Source organism: Scandinavium sp. UTDF21-P1B (assembly GCF_040750395.1).
Lineage (GTDB): Bacteria > Pseudomonadota > Gammaproteobacteria > Enterobacterales > Enterobacteriaceae > Scandinavium.
The window spans coordinates 125,531-145,785 of sequence record NZ_JBFLVD010000012.1; the positions used below are offsets into that span (position 1 = coordinate 125,531).

Consider the following 20,255-nt stretch of genomic DNA (forward strand, 5'->3'; position numbering starts at 1 on the left):
TGACGAAATAACAACAATTCTGGAGGAATGTCGTGCAAACCTTTCATGCCGATCTGGCCGTTATAGGCGCTGGCGGGGCGGGATTACGCGCTGCAATTGCCGCAGCGCAGGCCAATCCCAACGCTAAAATCGCACTGATTTCAAAAGTCTATCCAATGCGTAGCCATACCGTTGCCGCAGAAGGCGGTTCGGCAGCTGTCGCACAGGATCATGACAGCTTCGAATACCATTTTCACGATACCGTCGCCGGTGGCGACTGGCTTTGCGAGCAGGACGTGGTGGATTACTTCGTCCACCACTGCCCGACCGAGATGACCCAGCTTGAGCAGTGGGGTTGTCCGTGGAGCCGCCGCGAAGATGGATCCGTTAACGTGCGCCGCTTCGGCGGGATGAAAATCGAGCGTACCTGGTTTGCCGCGGATAAAACCGGCTTCCATATGCTCCACACCCTCTTCCAGACTTCCCTGCAGTTCCCGCAAATCCAGCGCTTTGACGAGCATTTCGTCCTCGATATTCTGGTCGACGACGGCCAGGCTCGCGGCCTGGTAGCGATGAACATGATGGAGGGCGAACTAATCCAGATCCGCGCCAACGCGGTGGTGATGGCGACCGGCGGCGCGGGCCGCGTGTATCGCTACAACACCAACGGCGGTATCGTCACCGGCGACGGCATGGGTATGGCGCTGAGTCACGGCGTACCGCTGCGCGATATGGAATTCGTCCAGTATCACCCGACTGGCCTGCCGGGCTCCGGCATTCTGATGACCGAAGGCTGCCGCGGTGAAGGCGGTATTCTGGTCAACAAAGACGGCTACCGCTATTTGCAGGACTACGGCATGGGCCCGGAAACGCCGCTTGGCGAGCCGAAAAACAAATATATGGAGCTTGGCCCGCGCGACAAAGTTTCGCAGGCGTTCTGGCACGAATGGCGCAAAGGCAACACCATCTCCACCCCGCGCGGCGACGTGGTGTACCTCGACCTGCGTCATCTGGGCGAGAAAAAACTGCTCGAACGTTTGCCGTTCATCTGCGAACTGGCGAAGGCCTACGTCGGCGTGGACCCGGTTAAAGAACCGATTCCGGTTCGTCCGACCGCGCACTACACCATGGGCGGGATTGAAACCGATCAGCAGTGTGAGAGCCGCATTAAAGGCCTGTTCGCCGTCGGCGAATGTTCTTCTGTCGGCCTGCACGGCGCTAACCGTCTGGGCTCCAACTCGCTGGCTGAGCTGGTGGTCTTCGGCCGAATGGCGGGTGAACGAGCCATGGAGCGCGCCTCAACTGCGGGTGAAGCCAACGGCGCGGCGCTGGATGCACAGGTCGCCGATGTCGAAAAACGCCTGAAAGCGCTGGTCAATCAGGAAGGCAACGAGAGCTGGGCGAAAATCCGCGACGAAATGGGTCTGTCGATGGAAGAAGGCTGCGGCATTTACCGTACGCCGGAGCTGATGCAAAAAACCATTGATAAGCTTGCAGAGCTGCAGGAACGCTTCAAACGCGTGCGCATTACCGATACCTCCAGCGTCTTCAACACCGACTTGCTGTACACCATCGAACTGGGCCATGGACTGAACGTTGCCGAATGTATGGCGCACTCTGCCCTGGCGCGTAAAGAGTCTCGCGGCGCCCACCAGCGCCTTGACGAAGGTTGCACCGAACGCGACGACGTTAACTTCCTCAAACACACGCTGGCGTTCCGCGATGCAGACGGCACCACGCGTCTGGACTACAGCGACGTGAAAATCACTACGTTGCCGCCGGCAAAACGCGTGTACGGTGCGGAAGCGGAAGCCGCTGAGAAGAAGGAGACGACCAATGGCTGAGATGAAAAACCTGAAAGTCGAGATCGTGCGCTACAACCCGGAAGTGGACACGGCCCCGCACAGCGCGTTTTACGAAGTGCCTTACGATGAACAAACGTCGCTGCTGGACGCGCTCGGCTACATCAAAGATAACCTGGCGCCCGACCTGAGCTACCGCTGGTCATGCCGAATGGCGATTTGTGGCTCCTGCGGCATGATGGTCAACAAAGTGCCGAAGCTCGCCTGTAAAACCTTCCTGCGTGATTACGAGAAAGGCCTGAAGGTCGAGGCGCTGGCTAACTTCCCGATTGAGCGCGATCTGGTGGTCGACATGACTCACTTTATCGAAAGTCTGGAAGCCATTAAGCCGTACATCATCGGCAATCCGCGCACGCCGGAACAGGGACCGAACAAGCAAACCCCTGCGCAGATGGCGAAATACCATCAGTTCTCCGGCTGCATCAACTGCGGCCTGTGCTATGCCGCCTGTCCGCAGTTCGGGCTCAATAAAGAATTTATTGGCCCTGCGGCCATTACGCTTGCACATCGTTATAACGAAGACAGCCGCGACCACGGCAAAAAGGAGCGCATGGCGCAACTGAACGGCAAAAATGGCGTCTGGAGCTGTACATTTGTCGGCTACTGCTCGGAAGTGTGTCCGAAGCACGTCGACCCGGCCGCCGCCATTCAGCAGGGTAAAGTGGAAAGCTCGAAAGACTTTCTTATTGCGACCCTGAAACCACGCTAAGGAGTGCATCATGACGACAAAACGCAAACCCTACGTGCAGCCAATGACCTCCACGTGGTGGAAAAAACTGCCCTTCTACCGGTTCTATATGATTCGTGAAGGCACCGCGGTGCCGACGGTCTGGTTCAGTATCGTATTAATTTACGGCCTGTTCGCGCTGAAGCACGGTGCGGAATCCTGGGCAGGGTACGTGGGCTTTCTGCAAAACCCAATTGTGGTGATCCTTAACCTGATTACCCTCGCCGCCGCCCTTTTGCATACCAAAACCTGGTTCGAATTGGCGCCAAAAGCTGCAAACGTGATTGTAAAAGGCGAAAAAATGGGGCCAGAGCCGGTGATTAAGGCGCTGTGGGGGGTGACGATCGTGGTCACCGTGGTTGTCCTGTTTGTCGCACTGTTCTGGTAAGGAGACCAAGATGATCAATCCAAACCCAAAACGTTCTGACGAGCCCGTGTTCTGGGGCCTGTTTGGTGCGGGTGGCATGTGGGGCGCGATAGTCGCGCCGGTGATGGTGCTGCTGGTCGGTATACTGCTGCCGCTCGGCCTGGCACCGCATGACGCCTTCAGCTACGAGCGCGTGCTGGCCTTCGCTCAGAGCTTCATCGGCCGCGTGTTCCTGTTCCTGATGATCGTTCTGCCGCTGTGGTGCGGTCTGCACCGCATTCATCACGCCATGCATGACCTGAAAATTCATGTGCCTAACGGCAAATGGGTATTCTACGGTCTGGCGGCGATCCTGACGGTGATCACGCTTGTTGGTGTTATTTTCATCTAAAGCTGAGATGCCCGGCACGCGCTGGGCATATTTCTGTTCGCCTGCCGCACGTTTTCCCCGCACGGTTCTACACTTACAAAAAAGCCTGTAAGGACATTGCCATGCGTCTGCTGCCCATCATTGCGACTGTTGCTGCTGCGTTTTTGGTTGTTGCCTGTAGTAACCCTGTGCCACCGCCCGGCGTCACCGTTGTTTCCCCTTTCGATACTAACCGCTACCTCGGTACCTGGTACGAAATCGCCCGTCTGGACCACAATTTTGAAAGCGGTCTGGAGAAAGTCACCGTCACCTACACTTTGCGCAGCGATAGCAGCATTAACGTGGTGAACAAAGGCTGGAACCCGGATCGCGGCATGTGGCAATCCACTGACGGTGTAGCTTATTTCACCGGGTCACCAGACAGGGCCGCGCTGAAAGTCTCCTTCTTTGGCCCGTTCTACGGCGGATACAACGTGATCACGCTGGATAAAGAGTACCGGCACGCGCTGGTCTGCGGACCGGATCGCGATTATCTGTGGATCCTCGCCCGCACGCCGACCATCACTCCCGAAATGAAGCAGCAGATGCTGGACATTGCGACCCGGCAGGGCTTCCCCGTGCAGAAGCTGATTTGGGTAAAACAGACCTATTAGTGCGTGCTGAGCTTCAGGCCGATAATGCCGCAGACGATCAGCACGAGGCTGAAAATACGCGCCAGGCTTGCCGATTCACCGAGCAACAGAATACCGGTAATGGCGGCACCGACCGCGCCGATACCAGTCCAGATGGCATAAGCCGTACCGACCGGCAGGGTTTTCATCGCCCATGAAAGCAGCGCGATGCTGGCAATCATTGCCGTGGCTGTGATCACGCTTGGCACCAGACGGGTAAAACCGTGGGTATATTTCAGGCCAACGGCCCAGACAACTTCGAGTAAACCGGCAACAACCAGAATTAACCAGGACATATTTGACTCCATGATGGGGTCGTCCCCGGCTTTTGAGATACGCTTACGGGTCGTCCCGCAAGGTCGTGAAGAGTCTTTATTCTAGCCGCACTTTTTGGGGATGCAAGGAATTTAGGTTAAGTCTCCTTTCCACGATGATGAGGTGAATTGGGCGCATTTCAATGCGGAGATCGCCTTTTTATCTGCACGTAACCTTCTTTATGATGGCTTCATGGTGTATTGCCCCACAACTATGAAGTGCTCATCAACCCAGCATGTATAAAATCCTGATTATTGATCGCTGCAGTTTCACCCGCCTCGGGCTGGAGGCATGGTTACAGCAGATCAATGGCGGTTCCACGTCATTTTTAGTCACTCCACTAAATAGCCTGCTTCTGGCGAAAGCGCATATTGAAAGCTGGCAGCCGCATCTGGTGATAGCCGATTTCGCCGCCTTCCAGCACGATCTTCAGCAGTCACATTTTCTTCCCGCGCTGCTCGCCGTTTGCGAACAGCGCTCGCGCCTGATACGTCTGCAAAGCGAACCGCTGACGTTTAAAAACGTCGGCGAAGAAGTTGCTAAAAACGCGCCAATCGAAAAGCTGGAACGCCGGATCCTGGCCGTTTTACACAGCTGGCCTAAAGCTCATCCGGCCCGTATCGCCACGCCGCTGTTAACGCGTCAGGAAGAAAAAGTGTTGTCGCTGTGGATGGAGGGTGCCAGCAATCAGGCCATTGCCAGCGAAATGCAGATTACCGGGAAAACCGTCTATACCTATAAGCGCAATATTCGCGTGAAGCTGAAAGTCGAAAATCGCTTTTCGCCATTTATTCCTTCAGCCGAGTGTGTGGAATAGCGGTACGGCCGCAAAGCCGTACCGAACAGCTTAGTTCTGAGCTTTAGTCGCAGCACCTGAAATAGCCTGGCCGCCACTGGAAATGTCTTCTCCGACGCCCTTCGTCGTATTACAACCGGAAAGCACGGACGAAAGTACCAGGAGAGTAAAAAACGCAGCAATTGTCTTCTTAATCATGATCTCATCCTTTTATTGCCAGTGAGTATTTGTGCTGTAGCAACATAAGCATAGACAAGATCCCCGCAGATGGACGGAAAAGGCACATTTTTTAAGACGATGGGAGATTATTTGCTGGCCGCGTGGGAAATAGAGTTCCCCAGATGTTCGACATCCTGACCAAAACCACGAAAGGTGTTGCAGCCGGAAAGCAGCGTTCCGCCTAACAGCAGTACAAAGAAAAGTTTGACTAAACGGTTCATCATCCCTGCCCCTGAAAAAAAATCGACACAGCGAACGCCGTGCCGATTTTTTATAGCATGAATTACTTCACGCGAGAAACGTATTCACCAGAGCGGGTGTCAACTTTGATCACTTCGCCAATCTGAACGAACAGAGGAACTTTAACCACGGCGCCGGTGCTCAGGGTCGCTGGCTTGCCGCCGGTACCTGCGGTATCACCTTTCAGGCCTGGATCGGTTTCAACGATTTCCAGCTCAACGAAGTTTGGCGGCGTCACGGAAATTGGGCGGCCGTCCCACAGGGTCACGATGCACTCAGCCTGGTCCAGCAGCCATTTAGCGTTATCGCCAACCGCTTTCTCATCGGCAGCCAGCTGCTCGAAGGTTTCGTTGTTCATGAAGTGCCAGAACTCACCGTCGTTGTAGAGGTAAGTCAGGTTCATGTCCACAACGTCTGCGCCTTCGGCAGAGTCGGTGGATTTGAAGGTTTTCTCAACGCGGGTGCCGGTCAGCAGACGGCGCAGCTTAACGCGTGCGAACGCCTGGCCTTTGCCCGGTTTTACGAATTCGCTGGATTCGACCGCGTACGGTTCGCCATCCATCATGATTTTAAGACCGGCACGGAAATCGTTGCTAGAATAAGTCGCCATAAGGCCCTCTAAATTTGTTAACTGGTAGCTAAGCCACAAAATGGCGCATATTGTAACCCTAAACACCCCATCCAGAGAAGATTGGTTATCGCAACTTGCCGATGTAATCACCGATCCCGATGAGCTGTTACGTCTCTTAAATGTAGACGCTGATGAAAATTTGTTCGCCGGACGCGACGCTAAGCGTTTATTCCCGCTGCGTGTCCCCCGGGCATTTGCTGCACGCATGGAAAAAGGCAACCCGAATGACCCGCTGCTGTTGCAGGTGGTGACCGCTCAACAGGAGTTTGTCGCCGCCCCCGGTTTCAGCACCGACCCGCTGGAAGAGCAAAACAGCGTGGTGCCTGGCCTGCTGCACAAATACCGTAACCGGGCACTGCTGCTGGTGAAGGGCGGTTGTGCGGTCAACTGCCGCTACTGCTTCCGCCGCCATTTCCCGTATGCTGAGAATCAGGGCAACAAACGCAACTGGCAGGCGGCGCTGGACTACATCAGCGCGCACCCTGAACTGGATGAAATTATTTTCTCTGGCGGCGATCCGCTGATGGCCAAAGACCATGAACTGGACTGGCTGCTCAACGCGCTGGAGGCCATCCCGCACATCAAGCGCCTGCGTATTCACAGCCGTTTGCCGATCGTTATCCCGGCGCGCATTACGGACACCCTGGCGGAACGCTTTTCGCGATCCTCTCTGCAAATCCTGCTGGTAAACCACATCAACCACGCCCAGGAAATTGACGATAACTTCCGCCAGGCAATGCACAAACTGAAAATAGCGGGCGTAACGCTGCTGAATCAGAGCGTGCTGCTGCGCGGCGTGAACGACAATGCGCAGACGCTGGCTAACCTTAGCAATGCTTTATTTGATGCCGGCGTTATGCCCTACTACCTGCACGTGCTGGATAAGGTGCAGGGTGCGGCACATTTCATGGTGAGCGATGACGAAGCGCGAACGATTATGCGCGAACTACTGACGCTGGTTTCGGGCTACATGGTGCCAAAACTGGCCCGTGAAATTGGCGGTGAACCAAGCAAAACGCCGCTGGATTTGCAGCTGCGACAGAGCTGAACCCAACAAATCGCAGATAATAAAACGCCCTCACGATGGAGGGCGGATTCATCACATAAAGTGACTCAGTTCGGGCACTTATAGACCTGGCCGATCATTTCGCTGTCGGTCGGAACGAAGCTGGAAAGCATTCCCTGAGTCGGGCTGCTGACGCCGTAAATCACGTTGCCGCCCATTTCCGCCGCCTGGTTGCGCAGCGCATTCGCCGCACCACGCATTGAACCGCCCTCTTCACCGCGCTGGCCAGAAAGCCAGTTGCTCTGCTTGCCCGTTGCGGAGCCAATCAGATGGCATTCGGTGCCCGGCTTATCTTCAACAAAGCGAACGTTTTGCCCGCCTGCGGTCAGTTCATTGCTGGAACTGCAGCCTGCCAGCATTAAAGCGGCACCGACGATCCCTGCACAGACTTTTACGCGCATGTTATTCCTCGTTATTAGTGGGCTGGACACAACTTGTCCGAGTGAACGTTATACTAAAAAGATGACCAAAAGAAAAACCCCCGGGGCATGTTCTGCCACAGGGGTTTTCTATTTTTTGCGAAATGTTTATTTAATCGAATAATTCAAGTTGCAGAAAGGCGACAAGTGGGTGAATCCCCGGAAGCTTACTTAAGTAAGTGACCGGGGTGAACTCACGCAGTCAACGCATCTGCGGCTTGAAGAATGAAGATTAAATTACATCATGCCGCCCATACCGCCCATACCACCCATGCCGGCTGCGCCTAAGTCAGGTGCGTCGCCTTTTGGCATGTCGGTAACCATGCACTCGGTGGTGATCATCAGACCCGCCACGGATGCCGCGTACTGCAGAGCAGAACGGGTCACTTTGGTTGGATCCAGAATACCCATGTCGATCATGTTGCCGTACTCTTCGGTCGCTGCGTTGTAACCGTAGTTACCGTCGCCGCCCTTCACAGTGTTCGCCACAACGGACGGCTCTTCACCGCAGTTCAGCACGATCTGACGCAGCGGAGCTTCCATCGCGCGCAGCGCAACTTTGATACCCACGTTCTGATCTTCGTTGATGCCACGCAGTTCGCCGAGCTTAGAAGCCACGCGAATCAGCGCTACGCCACCACCGGCAACCACGCCTTCTTCTACCGCAGCACGGGTTGCGTGCAGGGCATCTTCAACGCGCGCTTTCTTCTCTTTCATTTCAACTTCAGTTGCCGCGCCCACTTTGATAACGGCTACGCCGCCAGCCAGTTTCGCTACGCGTTCCTGCAGTTTTTCACGATCGTAGTCAGAAGTCGCTTCTTCGATCTGCTGGCGAATCTGAGTCACACGACCCTGAATGGAAGCTTCTTCACCCACGCCATCGATGATGGTGGTGGTGTCTTTGTTGATCACAACGCGCTTAGCCTGACCCAGGTCTTCCAGGGTTGCTTTTTCCAGCTCCATACCGATCTCTTCAGAGATAACGGTACCGCCGGTCAGGGTTGCGATGTCCTGCAGCATAGCTTTACGACGGTCGCCAAAGCCTGGTGCTTTAACCGCAGCAACTTTCACGATGCCACGCATGGTGTTAACCACCAGAGTCGCCAGCGCTTCGCCTTCAACGTCTTCGGCAATGATAACCAGCGGCTTGCCTGCTTTCGCAACGGCTTCCAGCACGGGCAGCATTTCGCGGATGTTGGAGACTTTTTTGTCTGCCAGCAGGATGAACGGGCTTTCCAGCTCAACTGCGCCAGTTTCAGGCTTGTTGATGAAGTACGGAGAGAGATAACCGCGGTCGAACTGCATACCTTCAACCACGTCCAGCTCGTCCTGCAGGCCGGTGCCGTCTTCAACGGTGATCACGCCTTCTTTACCGACTTTGTCCATTGCTTCAGCAATGAGTTTACCTACGGTTTCGTCGGAGTTAGCGGAGATGGTACCTACCTGAGCGATAGCTTTGGAGTCAGAGCAAGGTACGGACAGGGTTTTCAGTTCTTCAACCGCAGCAGCGACAGCTTTGTCGATACCACGTTTCAGGTCCATTGGGTTCATGCCCGCAGCAACGGCTTTCAGGCCTTCAGTGATGATTGCCTGCGCCAGTACGGTCGCGGTGGTGGTGCCGTCGCCCGCAGCGTCGTTCGCTTTAGAGGCCACTTCTTTCACCATCTGTGCGCCCATGTTTTCGAACTTGTCTTCCAGCTCGATTTCACGCGCTACGGATACGCCATCTTTGGTGATGGTCGGTGCACCGAAAGATTTATCCAGAACCACGTTACGGCCTTTCGGGCCCAGGGTCACTTTCACTGCATCTGCCAGTACGTTTACGCCGCGCAGCATTTTCACACGAGCGTCGTTACCGAATTTTACGTCTTTAGCTGCCATTGTTCTTTCCCTTAAATTCGTTTGTCAGTGTGCGAATGAATTACGCTTCAACAATTGCCAGGATGTCGCTTTCGGACATGATCAGCACTTCTTCGTTGTCGATTTTCTCGGACTTCACGCCGTAGCCGTCGTTGAAAATCACGATGTCGCCCACTTTTACGTCCAGCGGCTGCACAGAGCCGTTATCCAGAATGCGACCTTTACCGACAGCGATGATTTCGCCACGAGTTGATTTACCCGCAGCGGAACCGGTCAGAACGATGCCGCCTGCAGATTTGGATTCAACTTCTTTACGTTTGACGATCACACGATCATGTAACGGACGAATACTCATTGATAGCTCTCCTTTGAGAAAGTCATTATCAGTTATGGATGACGCCGGGCCGCTGTGGTTTACCGGCTAGTGACGAGAGAGATGGGGATGGGAATTTTTCCTTCAAGGGGGGCACATCAAAAAAATCTTCAGAATTGGCCTTAATTCACGAAACGAAGCTTTCAGAAGCAAAAGGCCCGGAAGTTCCGGGCCTTTCATCTGCTTAGCGATCGTCTTTATGATCGAGGCGCTCGTGCTGCTCATCCTTGCGCTGATACTCCCCTTCAAACGTGTCGCCTCCTTTCTCAGGCGAGGTGAAACCCCCACCCGGCGTGCGCGCAAAGCGCAGGTGCGGCATCAGCTTCAGCGTCAGGTGTTTTTGCACCGGCGGTAACAGCAGAAGCAGGCCAAGGAAGTCGGTAAAGAAGCCCGGGATCACCAGCAACAGGCCAGAGATAATCAGCGATACGCTTTTAATCATCTCCGCCGCCGGGCTTTCACCCGCCTGCATTTTCTGCTGCATCAGCAGGAAGTTTTTGAAGCCCTGATGACGAATCAAAGACATCCCGATGACCGAGGTGAAAATCACCAGAATCAGCGTCAGGAAAACGCCCAGCACATGCGCGACCTGGATAAAAATCGAGATCTCGATGTAGACGTATAAAAAGATGGCAAGCAGCGGTATCCAGCGCACTGGTTTCTCCTGTGAAAACCGCCGCTCGTAGCGACGGTTTGAATGGGTTTGCGATTCGCGTATTCAGGAGATGGAGGCAAAAAAACCTTTTTCAATCCGCAGCATCACGCTTTTTTCCCGTACGGTTTTTGCGGTGATTCATTTCACAGATTAATAAATCGGATGCGGGTCGGCGCAGTTTAAGTGATCCAGGTTACGGCAATTCGCTATTATCAGCATATGATCGTGGGCATCGGGCCGATTAAGGAAATAATCGTCGGCCAAAAAACAGACAAGACCCCACTCGTCCTGTGTGTAAGATGAATTCATTAGCAGCTTAATCAAGAAGGTTCACATGTTAAACAACATTCGTATCGAAGAAGATTTGTTGGGTACCAGGGAAGTTCCAGCGGACGCGTACTACGGCGTCCACACTCTGAGAGCGATTGAAAACTTCTACATCAGCAACAGCAAAATCAGCGATATCCCCGAATTCGTTCGCGGTATGGTGATGGTGAAGAAGGCCGCCGCGCTGGCAAACAAAGAGCTGCACACCATTCCAAAAGGTGTCGCTGACGCCATTATTGCCGCATGTGATGAAGTCCTGAATAACGGCAAATGCATGGATCAGTTCCCGGTTGACGTCTATCAGGGCGGCGCAGGCACCTCCGTGAACATGAACACCAACGAAGTGCTGGCCAATATCGGCCTCGAACTGATGGGCCATCAGAAAGGTGAATACCAGTATCTGAACCCGAACGACCACGTTAACAAATGCCAGTCCACCAACGACGCCTACCCGACCGGCTTCCGCATCGCGGTGTACGCGTCCGTGGTGAAACTGATTGACGCCATCAATCAGTTAGGTGACGGCTTCCAGCGCAAGTCGGTCGAATTCCAGGATATCCTGAAGATGGGCCGCACTCAGTTGCAGGACGCGGTGCCGATGACCCTCGGCCAGGAATTCCACGCGTTCAACGTTCTGCTGAACGAAGAGACGAAGAACCTGCTGCGCACCTCTGAACTGCTGCTGGAAGTGAACCTCGGCGCAACCGCCATCGGTACGCGCCTGAACACTCCGGACGGCTACCAGCAGCTGGCGGTACAGAAACTGGCAGAAGTCGCTAACATGCCGGTGGTGCCTGCCGAAGACCTGATTGAAGCAACCTCTGACTGCGGCGCTTATGTAATGGTTCACAGCTCGCTGAAACGTCTGGCGGTGAAGCTGTCGAAAATCTGTAATGACCTGCGCCTGCTCTCTTCTGGCCCGCGCGCTGGCCTGAACGAAATCAACCTGCCGGAGCTGCAGGCGGGTTCTTCTATCATGCCAGCCAAAGTGAACCCGGTTGTGCCGGAAGTCGTTAACCAGGTGTGCTTCAAGGTTATCGGCAACGACACCACCGTCACCATGGCCTCCGAAGCGGGTCAGCTGCAGCTGAACGTGATGGAGCCAGTGATTGGCCAGGCCATGTTCGAATCCATCCACATTCTCACCAACGCCTGCTACAACCTGCTGGAAAAATGCATCAACGGTATTACCGCGAACAAAGAAGTGTGTGAGGGCTACGTCTATAACTCCATCGGCATCGTGACCTACCTGAACCCGTTCATTGGCCACCACAACGGCGATATCGTCGGTAAAATCTGTGCCGAAACCGGCAAGAGCGTGCGTGAAGTGGTGCTGGAGCGTGGCCTGCTGACCGAGGCCGAACTGGACGATATCTTCTCCCCGCAGAACCTGATGCACCCGGCCTATAAAGCTAAGCGTTTTACCGATGAAAGCGAACAGTAATAATTCAGGTTAAAATCAGGCAAGGCACGTCGGCTGACGTGCCTTTTTTCTTTTCTGGAACATCAAAAAAATAACATTTAAGTATCCAACATCTAACAATCAAGGGAAGCGATCATGATAGTCATCGAACTTATCATTGTATTAGCGGCGATCTTTCTCGGCGCCAGATTAGGGGGAATTGGCATTGGCTACGCGGGTGGCCTTGGCGTTCTGGTGCTTGCCGCCATTGGCGTTGAGCCCGGCAAAATTCCGTTCGACGTTATCTCCATCATCATGGCGGTGATTGCAGCGATTTCCGCGATGCAAATCGCCGGTGGTCTGGATTACCTCGTGAATCAGACGGAAAAACTGCTGCGCCGTAACCCGAAATACATCACCATTCTGGCTCCCATCGTTACCTACTTCCTGACTATATTTGCCGGTACCGGCAACATCTCGCTGGCCACGCTGCCGGTGATTGCCGAAGTGGCAAAAGAGCAAGGCGTTAAGCCATGCCGTCCGCTCTCAACTGCCGTTGTCTCTGCGCAGATTGCGATTACCGCCTCGCCGATTTCCGCCGCCGTGGTGTACATGTCTTCGGTAATGGAAGGTCACGGAGTCAGCTACATCCACCTGCTCTCCGTGGTCATTCCGTCCACGCTGCTGGCAGTGCTGCTGATGTCGTTCCTCGTCACCATGCTGTTTAACTCTAAGCTTTCCGACGATCCGGTGTACCTCAAGCGCCTGGAAGAAGGGTTAATTGAGCTACGCGGTGAACGCCAGATGGAGATCAAACCGAAGGCGAAACTGTCGGTGCTCCTGTTCCTGCTTGGCGTGGTCTGCGTGGTGGCTTATGCCATCGTTAACAGCCCAAGCCTTGGTCTGGTTGCCAAACCGCTGATGAACACCACTAACGCGATTCTGATCATCATGCTGAGCGTCGCCACCCTGACGACGATTATCTGTAAGGTCGAAACCGACAGCATTCTGAGCTCCAGCACCTTCAAGGCGGGCATGAGCGCCTGTATCTGTATTCTCGGCGTGGCCTGGCTCGGCGACACCTTCGTCTCCCACAACATTGACTGGATCAAAGAGACGGCCGGCAGCGTGATTCAGGGCCATCCGTGGCTTCTGGCGGTGATCTTCTTCTTCGCCTCCGCCCTGCTCTATTCTCAGGCGGCGACGGCGAAAGCCCTGATGCCGATGGCGCTGGCGCTGAACGTCTCCCCACTGACTGCCGTAGCCTCTTTCGCTGCGGTATCCGGTCTGTTCATTCTGCCGACCTACCCGACGCTTGTCGCCGCGGTACAGATGGATGACACCGGCACCACGCGTATTGGCCGCTTCGTGTTTAACCATCCGTTCTTCATTCCCGGCACCATGAGCGTCATTTTCTCAGTGTGCTTCGGCTTCCTGATTGGCAGCTTCGCTCTTTAACGCCTTTCGGGATGTAAAATTACTTAAAGTCGGGCCGCTCAGCGGCCCGGGTCGTTAATGTCTCCTCCCCGCATCGTGCTATAGTGCCTTTTTTCGCCGATACGAGGTTGCCGATGACCCAGCCAGATGCCGTTGTTGTTCTCTGTACCGCCCCGGACGAAGCCACTGCCCAGGATTTAGCCGCCAAAGTGCTGGCGGAAAAACTCGCCGCCTGCGTGACGCTGCTGCCCGGCGCCACATCGCTTTATTACTGGGAAGGCAAGCTGGAGCAGGAGTATGAAGTGCAAATGCTGCTGAAGTCCGATACCGCTCATCAGCAGGCGCTGCTGGATTGTCTGAAGTCACATCACCCGTATCAAACCCCGGAACTGCTGGTTTTACCCGTTTCCCACGGAGACAACGATTACTTCTCATGGCTCAACGCATCCTTACGCTGATCCTGCTGCTGTGCAGCACATCGGCCTTCGCCGGGTTATTTGACGCACCCGGCCGCTCAAACTTCATCTCAGCCGATCAGGCCTTTGCTTTTGATTTTCAACAGAATGAGCACGACCTCAATCTGAGCTGGCAGATAAAAGATGGCTACTACCTGTATCGTAAGCAGGTCAGCATCACGCCAGCCCAGGCATCCGTGTCGCCGCTGGCGATGCCGGAGGGCGAGTGGCATGAAGATGAATTCTTTGGCAAAAGCGAAATTTATCGCCATCGGCTGACGCTGCCCGTTACGGTTAAACAGGCTGATAAAGGCGCCACGCTGACGGTCACGTATCAGGGCTGTGCCGAAGCGGGTTTCTGCTATCCACCTGAAACGAAGGTGGTGCCGCTGAGCGCTGTAGTAGCTTTGGCTGCCGAACGCCCTCTCCCTGACCCTCTCCCCCAGGAGAGGGAAAAAGAAAGCAATTCAGATGCCAGTCACTCCCTCTCCCCAGGGGAAAGTAGAAATGCTAAACCTGACTCAGAGCTTCCCTTCTCAGCGCTCTGGGCGCTGCTAATCGGTATCGGCATCGCCTTCACCCCCTGCGTGCTGCCGATGTATCCGCTGATCTCCGGCATTGTCCTTGGCGGGCAGAAACGTCTCTCCATGGGCCGGGCGCTGCTGTTGGCCTTCGTTTACGTTCAGGGGATGGCGCTCACCTACACGGCGCTGGGCCTCGTGGTCGCCGCGGCCGGCATGAAGTTCCAGGCCGCGCTTCAGCATCCCTATGTTCTCATTGGCCTGTCAGCCGTCTTTATTCTGCTGGCGCTCTCCATGTTTGGCCTGTTCAGCCTGCAACTGCCCTCGTCGCTGCAAACGCGCCTGACGCTGATGAGCAATCGCCAACAAGGTGGCTCCGCAGGTGGCGTGTTCGCGATGGGCGCCATCGCCGGGCTGATTTGCTCGCCCTGCACCACCGCGCCGCTGAGCGCCATTTTGCTGTACATCGCCCAGAGCGGAAACCTGTGGCTCGGCGGCGGTACGCTTTATCTGTACGCGCTGGGTATGGGTCTGCCGCTGATTCTGGTGACCGTCTTCGGCAACCGCCTGCTGCCGAAAAGCGGTCCGTGGATGGCGCAGGTCAAAATTGCTTTCGGGTTTGTCATCCTGGCGCTCCCCGTATTCCTGCTGGAACGCATCATCGGTGACGTCTGGGGCTTACGTTTGTGGTCGATGCTGGGTATCGCCTTCTTTGGCTGGGCATTTATCACCAGCCTTTCGGCAAATAAGCCGTGGCTGCGCGTGGTGCAGATTATTCTGCTGGCCGCCGCGCTGGTCAGCGCCCGCCCGCTGCAGGACTGGGCATTTGGCGCTGCGCAAACGCAGCAGCAGGCACATCTGGACTTCAAGCGCATCAATAACGTGGACGAACTCAGCCAGGCGCTTGCCGAGGCGAAAGGTAAACCGGTGATGCTCGATCTTTACGCAGACTGGTGCGTGGCATGTAAAGAGTTTGAGAAATACACCTTTAGCGATCCACAGGTGCAACAAGCGTTAAAAAGAAGCGTTTTATTGCAGGCCGACGTGACGCGCAACACAGCGCAGGACGTCGCCTTGCTGAAAGAGTTGCAAGTTCCGGGTCTGCCGACCATTCTGTTTTTCGATACCGCAGGCAAAGAGATCCCAGCCATGCGGGTTGCCGGGTTTATGGATGCCGCCACCTTTCAGGCGCATTTGCAGAAACAGGCCCGGTAAACGACACTTTTAAAGGGATAGACGGAGGACAAAGCCGTGCAACGCGAAGACGTACTGGGGAAAGCCCTGCAATTACTTGAGATTAAAGGTATTGCTGACACGACGCTGGAAATGGTGGCCAAAGAGGTTGCCACGCCGCTTGATGAACTGACGCGCTTCTGGCCCGATAAAGAAGCGCTGCTGTATGACGTGCTGCGCCATCTCAGCCAGCAGGTTGATATCTGGCGTCGCCAGCTGATGCTGAACGATGAGCTGAGCAATGAGCAAAAAGTGCTGGCCCGCTACAGTGCGCTCACCGAATGCGTCAGCAACAATCGCTATCCTGGCTGCCTGTTTATCGCAGCCTGTACGTTTTATCCGGACCCTGAGCACCCTATTCACCAGCTTGCGGACCTGCAAAAACGTGCTGCCCATGAGTTTACGCACGAGCTGCTGACGAAGCTTGAAGTGGACGATCCGACGATGGTCGCCAAACAAATGGAGCTGGTGCTGGAGGGCTGCCTGAGCCGCCTGCTGGTAAAACGCAGCCAGCAGGATGTCGATACCGCTCAGCGTCTGGCTGAGGATATTTTACGCTTTGCTCAATGCCGTTCAGGTGGCGCACTGACCTGAGCGCAAATTTGTCAGTGAAAATCGCAGCGAAATTATGCAAATTGCCGCAAAGTTAAGCAACCACACCCGTTTTCCTTGATTAGGGTTGACGGGCATCGCCGATTAGGGTTTAATTCGCCCCGTTGCCCGGATAGCTCAGTCGGTAGAGCAGGGGATTGAAAATCCCCGTGTCCTTGGTTCGATTCCGAGTCCGGGCACCACTATTTAAAGAACCCGCCCAAAAGGCGGGTTTTTGCTTTTGTGCTTCCGGACTCTGCATCGAATTGGTTCGATGATTCGCCGCAAGCGGCTCACCCTTCGGGCCAGCGCAAAAAACGCGCTGTTCAAACGCCTTCGGCGTTAGTCCGAGTCCGGGCACCACTCATTTAAAGAACCCGCTCAAAAGGCGGGTTTTTGCTTTTGTGCTTCCGGACTCTGCATCGAATCTGGTTCGATGATTCGTCGCATCACGAACATCGCCACCTCGGGAAGAGCCATATAACCGACCTGGGCCGCAATGGCCGGAAGCCGAGATGGCAAACGTCGATTCAGGTCACTCAGCACATGAGGGCTATGAAGTCCGGATGGCGGTCGTTGTAATCTCTCTGCTCAATATCATTAACAAAATCCATTGGGTATCAAACGGTTCAGTGGGAATATGTACCCATAAAGCAGATGGTAAATGACTAATCCTGACGTTAACAGCGTCGTTAATGTTAAAAAGGGAAAAACGCTCTCCTGGAAAAATGGCTAGCCGGTTGACTTTACGCCAATAGATTAGGATCTGAGAAACGAATAAACCATATTTCGCTCCCGCTGGAAATATCACTTCCTTCGCAAGAGGAAATAACACTTCCCACCCCCCTTAATAATGCAAAGCATTTTTATTTTACTACGCCCTCCTCCTTTCGCCCCCCATCTTGCCACCATAAAAACACAATAACACACTGATTAAAAAGGGATTTAATTTATAACCAGTCTCAGTCTCATCGATTTAGGCAATCAATTTAAATCGAACAATCGATACAACTAATCGGTTTCAACATTTTCTTAGTTTATTGATTTTATCGATCAATAATAAATATTCGATCGTTTTTGACAATCAAAATGCGAAGGCGTAGGATCTATACTCTATACGTTATTTATCATTTTCCTGTCGCCATTATCATTATTAAAACCGTAATTTATTTCCAACAATTCCTCAACATACTGTGCGATCGATACCCCACAGTCAGCATCATATGAAAGTCTGGAGTAATCTGTGATCGAGAGTTTGAATTTCAGAAGGCCAATTAACATTTGCTTCTCGGTCATAGCCGCGACGTTTATTTTAGTCGGCCTTCTGATTGCCCATTTACAATGGTCAGCATCTGAAGAGGCCCACAAAAAACAAAACAGGATATATATCAACAACATAGCTGCATTTATGGATACGTATCTGGGTGGCTATCAGAATAGCGTAAGGGAAATGGCGAGAATTGCTGCTGACCAACATAAGTTTGAAGACGACGCTGGCAGCAGTCGTGAGCTGAGAAGCTGGATGATCGAGCGCCTGCGCATCTTGCCGGATGCAATCTCAATCATTCATGCGGATAGCCAGGGGCGTTTCATTCGCTTGCCCTATATTGAAGGTACTTCCAGCTGGGATCCACGCAAGGAGCCCTGGTTTACCATCTCAATTGAGGATTCTGACGAAGCACATTTCACGATTAGCAGAGACCCTTTCGCTAACAAAGAGCGAGTGATCACCATATCTCTTCCCGTCATCAATGGCACAGATGGCTCCAATAATGGCGTGCTGGCGCTCAATCTGGATATTGATAAAAGCACAGAGATATTGAATAGCATCATCCCGCCAACGAAAAGCAGAACCTTTGTGATGAACCGTGATGGAGAAATGGTCATCAACCCAGGCTACCCGATTGATCCGGCAAAACTCAAAGCCCTCGCTCGTTACGCCCGGGATTATCGGGGTGATTTTATCATGGATTCACACTATTACGCTTACCGTTCCATCGCATCACAATCGTGGCTGGTCGTGCATGAAGTGGATGAAAAAGAGCTTAACGGTCTGCTCTGGAATCAATGCCTCAATATTTTCTGGGGGATGTTGTTTACGCTGGTGGTGCTGTTCTTCTGCTGGTGGGCAACCCGCGCAGCGATGAATACCATTTTTATGCACATTGCCACCAGCATCAGGAACGGCGCAATCAAGCCCGCGGCTGTCGAAGAGATGATATTTGAAGAAATACATAATTCGCGGCAGCGACAGGAAAAAATATCGCATGAAGCCCTGACGGACGCATTAACCGGACTGAAAAATCGACGTTCATTTGATGCTGATGTCGTGCAATATAATAACGAACCGCTGACATACCTCGCCCTCATCGATATTGATAATTTTAAAAAAGTTAACGATACATGGGGCCATGCGGTAGGCGATATGGTGCTTAAAACCGTCTCTGAATTAGGCCTGCGGTTACGCGGGCTGGAGAATATCACCCTCTATCGTTACGGTGGTGAAGAAATAGCCGTTCTGTTTAAAGGTATCTCACAGGAAAAAGCACAAAGTTATCTCGAGAAATGGCGGATAACAGTCAGCACCCGTAAGTTCAGAGAAAATGACCTGAAGATCTCTTTTAGTGCAGGGCTATCTAAAATGGGCGGTGCATCACTTCCCGAGGTGATTGCACGCGCCGATAAGCTGTTATATCAGGCAAAGAAAACGGGTAAAAACAAAATTATTGCCAGTTAGTGTCGATACATTTACTCAGCTCATTTAAGTTGGGCCGTTTTTAGGTCGTTTTACGCTTTGTTGTTGTGATCATGAGGCTGGCATGGAAAAAAGTATTCATTTTGTGATGCAATGTGTCGAAAAAAATAAACTCGATGCGGGTATCGATTTTGTCATTCAACCCATTTTCGATCTCTCACGGTTTGTCTGCATCGGGGGCGAGATCCTGGTGAGAGGAACTCATCGCCGTCATATTGTGCCTCCTCATTTATTTATCGGTGAACTGGAAATGAACGGTGGGATCGTGTCGATGGGCGATTACATCATGGCCCAGGCCTTTCGCTATATTGCTGACCAGCTGCCGGAAGTACGGGACAAACAGCTCTTCACGCTCAATATTTCCTGGGTGCAGCTGCAGGATGCCAGTTTCGCTAAACGTGCATTAAGCATGCTTGCCCGATATAACCTCACGCCGCGCCATATCGTCTTTGAGATTACGGACAGCGATCTCCAGCCCAACGAGCAGGTTAGCCTGAATCTGCACGCCCTGCATGATGCCGGAGCTAACCTGGCATGGGACGGCATCGGCAGTCTGGAGAAACTGCAATCTCGGCTGGCGCTCTATACACCTGATTATGTGAAACTGGATCGAAGCTGTCTCGCCTCCGACAAACTCGGGCATACCTTCACCATGCTGGAATATATTGCGAACTGGGATGTTGACGTCATTATCGAAGGTATCGAAAACTACACCCACGTTTCGACGATGCTACGCCATGGGGTTCAGTATGGTCAGGGCTATCTGTTTTCTCGCCCGGTTAGCAAGGAAGCGTTTCACCAGCAATATATGCAGCCAGAACTCGGATAAGGCATTCCCGATATGTTTCAAAAAACGCCTGAGTAAATAAAGAAAAACCGGGCATCAGCAGCACCGTTTGCGTTTCTCCTCCCTCTTCCACAGGCGTATCCTACACTTACAACGTTAAGTTCTTCAGGGAACCCGTACTGTTTGTATGATGCATA

22 protein-coding genes and 1 tRNA gene are annotated in these 20,255 nt (G+C 53.4%); 15 read left to right on the forward strand and 8 right to left on the reverse strand.

Features of this window, described 5'->3' with window-relative positions; translation table 11 throughout:
- The first annotated feature begins 32 nt into the window (after positions 1-32).
- The 5 genes from frdA (at position 33) to blc (ending at position 3,958) form a co-directional block, all read left to right on the forward strand.
- Entirely contained in the window at positions 33-1,823 is a 1,791-nt protein-coding gene (frdA, locus tag AB1287_RS08975; RefSeq protein ID WP_312628968.1) for a fumarate reductase (quinol) flavoprotein subunit, read from the forward strand.
- A complete protein-coding gene (locus tag AB1287_RS08980) occupies positions 1,816-2,550 on the forward strand; it encodes a succinate dehydrogenase/fumarate reductase iron-sulfur subunit (RefSeq protein WP_312628969.1) in 735 nt (244 codons plus the stop codon). Before frdA ends, AB1287_RS08980 begins: the two co-directional genes overlap by 8 nt.
- Positions 2,551-2,560: 10 nt before the next feature.
- Entirely contained in the window at positions 2,561-2,956 is a 396-nt protein-coding gene (gene frdC, locus AB1287_RS08985; RefSeq protein ID WP_312628970.1) for a fumarate reductase subunit FrdC, read from the forward strand.
- Positions 2,957-2,966: 10 nt separating this feature from the next.
- A complete protein-coding gene (gene frdD / locus AB1287_RS08990) occupies positions 2,967-3,326 on the forward strand; it encodes a fumarate reductase subunit FrdD (RefSeq protein ID WP_312628971.1) in 360 nt (119 codons plus the stop codon).
- 101 nt (positions 3,327-3,427) lie between these two features.
- Complete coding sequence (blc, locus tag AB1287_RS08995; protein ID WP_435617562.1) at positions 3,428-3,958, forward strand: outer membrane lipoprotein Blc; 531 nt, start codon at positions 3,428-3,430, stop codon at positions 3,956-3,958.
- On the opposite strand, the gene sugE is transcribed toward blc, so the two are convergent.
- A complete protein-coding gene (gene sugE, locus AB1287_RS09000) occupies positions 3,955-4,272 on the reverse strand; it encodes a quaternary ammonium compound efflux SMR transporter SugE (protein ID WP_312628973.1) in 318 nt (105 codons plus the stop codon). The genes blc and sugE overlap by 4 nt on opposite strands.
- 254 nt (positions 4,273-4,526) lie before the next feature.
- Here sugE and AB1287_RS09005 point away from each other — a divergent pair, with 254 nt between their 5' ends.
- Positions 4,527-5,108: a LuxR family transcriptional regulator gene (locus AB1287_RS09005; protein ID WP_435617563.1), complete on the forward strand. Its 582-nt coding sequence runs from the start codon at positions 4,527-4,529 to the stop codon at positions 5,106-5,108.
- A 30-nt stretch (positions 5,109-5,138) separates the two neighbouring features.
- Here the strand turns inward: AB1287_RS09005 and ecnB are convergent, their stop codons facing one another.
- The 3 genes from ecnB to efp all read right to left on the reverse strand — a co-directional run bounded on the left by ecnB (position 5,139) and on the right by efp (position 6,156).
- Positions 5,139-5,285, reverse strand: a complete 147-nt coding sequence (gene ecnB / locus AB1287_RS09010) for a lipoprotein toxin entericidin B (RefSeq protein WP_312628976.1) — start codon at positions 5,283-5,285, stop codon at positions 5,139-5,141.
- Between the two features lie 107 nt (positions 5,286-5,392).
- Complete coding sequence (locus tag AB1287_RS09015) at positions 5,393-5,530, reverse strand: entericidin A/B family lipoprotein (RefSeq protein WP_312628977.1); 138 nt, start codon at positions 5,528-5,530, stop codon at positions 5,393-5,395.
- Positions 5,531-5,589: 59 nt separating this feature from the next.
- Positions 5,590-6,156, reverse strand: a complete 567-nt coding sequence (efp, locus tag AB1287_RS09020) for an elongation factor P (RefSeq protein ID WP_435617564.1) — start codon at positions 6,154-6,156, stop codon at positions 5,590-5,592.
- A gap of 40 nt (positions 6,157-6,196) precedes the next feature.
- Here efp and epmB point away from each other — a divergent pair, with 40 nt between their 5' ends.
- Positions 6,197-7,225 (forward strand): EF-P beta-lysylation protein EpmB, encoded by a 1,029-nt coding sequence (gene epmB / locus AB1287_RS09025; RefSeq protein ID WP_435617565.1) that lies wholly within the window; start codon positions 6,197-6,199, stop codon positions 7,223-7,225.
- A gap of 65 nt (positions 7,226-7,290) precedes the next feature.
- Here epmB and AB1287_RS09030 read toward each other — a convergent pair whose 3' ends face one another.
- From AB1287_RS09030 to AB1287_RS09045, 4 genes are all read right to left on the reverse strand, one after another.
- A complete protein-coding gene (locus AB1287_RS09030) occupies positions 7,291-7,644 on the reverse strand; it encodes a DUF4156 domain-containing protein (protein ID WP_312628981.1) in 354 nt (117 codons plus the stop codon).
- Between the two features lie 255 nt (positions 7,645-7,899).
- Positions 7,900-9,543 carry a chaperonin GroEL gene (gene groL / locus AB1287_RS09035; RefSeq protein WP_435617566.1) on the reverse strand — a complete coding sequence of 548 codons (1,644 nt, stop codon included), beginning with the start codon at positions 9,541-9,543 and terminating at the stop codon, positions 7,900-7,902.
- A 40-nt stretch (positions 9,544-9,583) separates the two neighbouring features.
- Positions 9,584-9,877 (reverse strand): co-chaperone GroES, encoded by a 294-nt coding sequence (locus AB1287_RS09040; RefSeq protein WP_005120976.1) that lies wholly within the window; start codon positions 9,875-9,877, stop codon positions 9,584-9,586.
- A gap of 202 nt (positions 9,878-10,079) precedes the next feature.
- Entirely contained in the window at positions 10,080-10,550 is a 471-nt protein-coding gene (locus tag AB1287_RS09045; protein ID WP_312628984.1) for an FxsA family protein, read from the reverse strand.
- A 334-nt stretch (positions 10,551-10,884) separates the two neighbouring features.
- Between AB1287_RS09045 and aspA the strand changes: the two genes are divergently transcribed.
- From aspA to AB1287_RS09085, 8 genes are all read left to right on the forward strand, one after another.
- On the forward strand, positions 10,885-12,321 hold the full coding sequence (gene aspA / locus AB1287_RS09050; RefSeq protein WP_312628986.1) for an aspartate ammonia-lyase: 1,437 nt from the start codon (positions 10,885-10,887) through the stop codon (positions 12,319-12,321).
- 114 nt (positions 12,322-12,435) lie between these two features.
- Positions 12,436-13,737: an anaerobic C4-dicarboxylate transporter gene (locus AB1287_RS09055; RefSeq protein WP_435617567.1), complete on the forward strand. Its 1,302-nt coding sequence runs from the start codon at positions 12,436-12,438 to the stop codon at positions 13,735-13,737.
- A 113-nt stretch (positions 13,738-13,850) separates the two neighbouring features.
- Positions 13,851-14,174 carry a divalent cation tolerance protein CutA gene (cutA, locus tag AB1287_RS09060; protein ID WP_435617568.1) on the forward strand — a complete coding sequence of 108 codons (324 nt, stop codon included), beginning with the start codon at positions 13,851-13,853 and terminating at the stop codon, positions 14,172-14,174.
- On the forward strand, positions 14,150-15,907 hold the full coding sequence (locus AB1287_RS09065; protein WP_435617569.1) for a protein-disulfide reductase DsbD: 1,758 nt from the start codon (positions 14,150-14,152) through the stop codon (positions 15,905-15,907). The genes cutA and AB1287_RS09065 overlap by 25 nt, the downstream gene beginning before the upstream one ends.
- Positions 15,908-15,943: 36 nt before the next feature.
- Positions 15,944-16,519 carry a transcriptional regulator gene (locus tag AB1287_RS09070; RefSeq protein WP_435617570.1) on the forward strand — a complete coding sequence of 192 codons (576 nt, stop codon included), beginning with the start codon at positions 15,944-15,946 and terminating at the stop codon, positions 16,517-16,519.
- A 124-nt stretch (positions 16,520-16,643) separates the two neighbouring features.
- A tRNA-Phe gene (locus tag AB1287_RS09075) sits at positions 16,644-16,719 on the forward strand.
- Positions 16,720-17,759: 1,040 nt separating this feature from the next.
- Entirely contained in the window at positions 17,760-19,253 is a 1,494-nt protein-coding gene (locus AB1287_RS09080) for a diguanylate cyclase (RefSeq protein WP_435617571.1), read from the forward strand.
- A gap of 82 nt (positions 19,254-19,335) precedes the next feature.
- Positions 19,336-20,100 (forward strand): EAL domain-containing protein, encoded by a 765-nt coding sequence (locus tag AB1287_RS09085; protein ID WP_435617572.1) that lies wholly within the window; start codon positions 19,336-19,338, stop codon positions 20,098-20,100.
- Positions 20,101-20,255: the final 155 nt, after the last annotated feature.

Bases quoted from the DNA above. Each gene is read 5' to 3' on its own strand.
- AB1287_RS08980 (WP_312628969.1), top strand. From the start codon at position 1,816: ATGGCTGAGATGAAAAACCTGAAAGTCGAGATCGTGCGCTACAACCCG.
- frdC (WP_312628970.1), top strand. From the start codon at position 2,561: ATGACGACAAAACGCAAACCCTACGTGCAGCCAATGACCTCCACGTGG.
- frdD (WP_312628971.1), top strand. From the start codon at position 2,967: ATGATCAATCCAAACCCAAAACGTTCTGACGAGCCCGTGTTCTGGGGC.
- blc (WP_435617562.1), top strand. From the start codon at position 3,428: ATGCGTCTGCTGCCCATCATTGCGACTGTTGCTGCTGCGTTTTTGGTT.
- sugE (WP_312628973.1), bottom strand. From the start codon at position 4,272: ATGTCCTGGTTAATTCTGGTTGTTGCCGGTTTACTCGAAGTTGTCTGG.
- AB1287_RS09005 (WP_435617563.1), top strand. From the start codon at position 4,527: ATGTATAAAATCCTGATTATTGATCGCTGCAGTTTCACCCGCCTCGGG.
- ecnB (WP_312628976.1), bottom strand. From the start codon at position 5,285: ATGATTAAGAAGACAATTGCTGCGTTTTTTACTCTCCTGGTACTTTCG.
- AB1287_RS09015 (WP_312628977.1), bottom strand. From the start codon at position 5,530: ATGATGAACCGTTTAGTCAAACTTTTCTTTGTACTGCTGTTAGGCGGA.
- efp (WP_435617564.1), bottom strand. From the start codon at position 6,156: ATGGCGACTTATTCTAGCAACGATTTCCGTGCCGGTCTTAAAATCATG.
- epmB (WP_435617565.1), top strand. From the start codon at position 6,197: ATGGCGCATATTGTAACCCTAAACACCCCATCCAGAGAAGATTGGTTA.
- AB1287_RS09030 (WP_312628981.1), bottom strand. From the start codon at position 7,644: ATGCGCGTAAAAGTCTGTGCAGGGATCGTCGGTGCCGCTTTAATGCTG.
- groL (WP_435617566.1), bottom strand. From the start codon at position 9,543: ATGGCAGCTAAAGACGTAAAATTCGGTAACGACGCTCGTGTGAAAATG.
- AB1287_RS09040 (WP_005120976.1), bottom strand. From the start codon at position 9,877: ATGAGTATTCGTCCGTTACATGATCGTGTGATCGTCAAACGTAAAGAA.
- aspA (WP_312628986.1), top strand. From the start codon at position 10,885: ATGTTAAACAACATTCGTATCGAAGAAGATTTGTTGGGTACCAGGGAA.
- AB1287_RS09055 (WP_435617567.1), top strand. From the start codon at position 12,436: ATGATAGTCATCGAACTTATCATTGTATTAGCGGCGATCTTTCTCGGC.
- cutA (WP_435617568.1), top strand. From the start codon at position 13,851: ATGACCCAGCCAGATGCCGTTGTTGTTCTCTGTACCGCCCCGGACGAA.
- AB1287_RS09065 (WP_435617569.1), top strand. From the start codon at position 14,150: ATGGCTCAACGCATCCTTACGCTGATCCTGCTGCTGTGCAGCACATCG.
- AB1287_RS09085 (WP_435617572.1), top strand. From the start codon at position 19,336: ATGGAAAAAAGTATTCATTTTGTGATGCAATGTGTCGAAAAAAATAAA.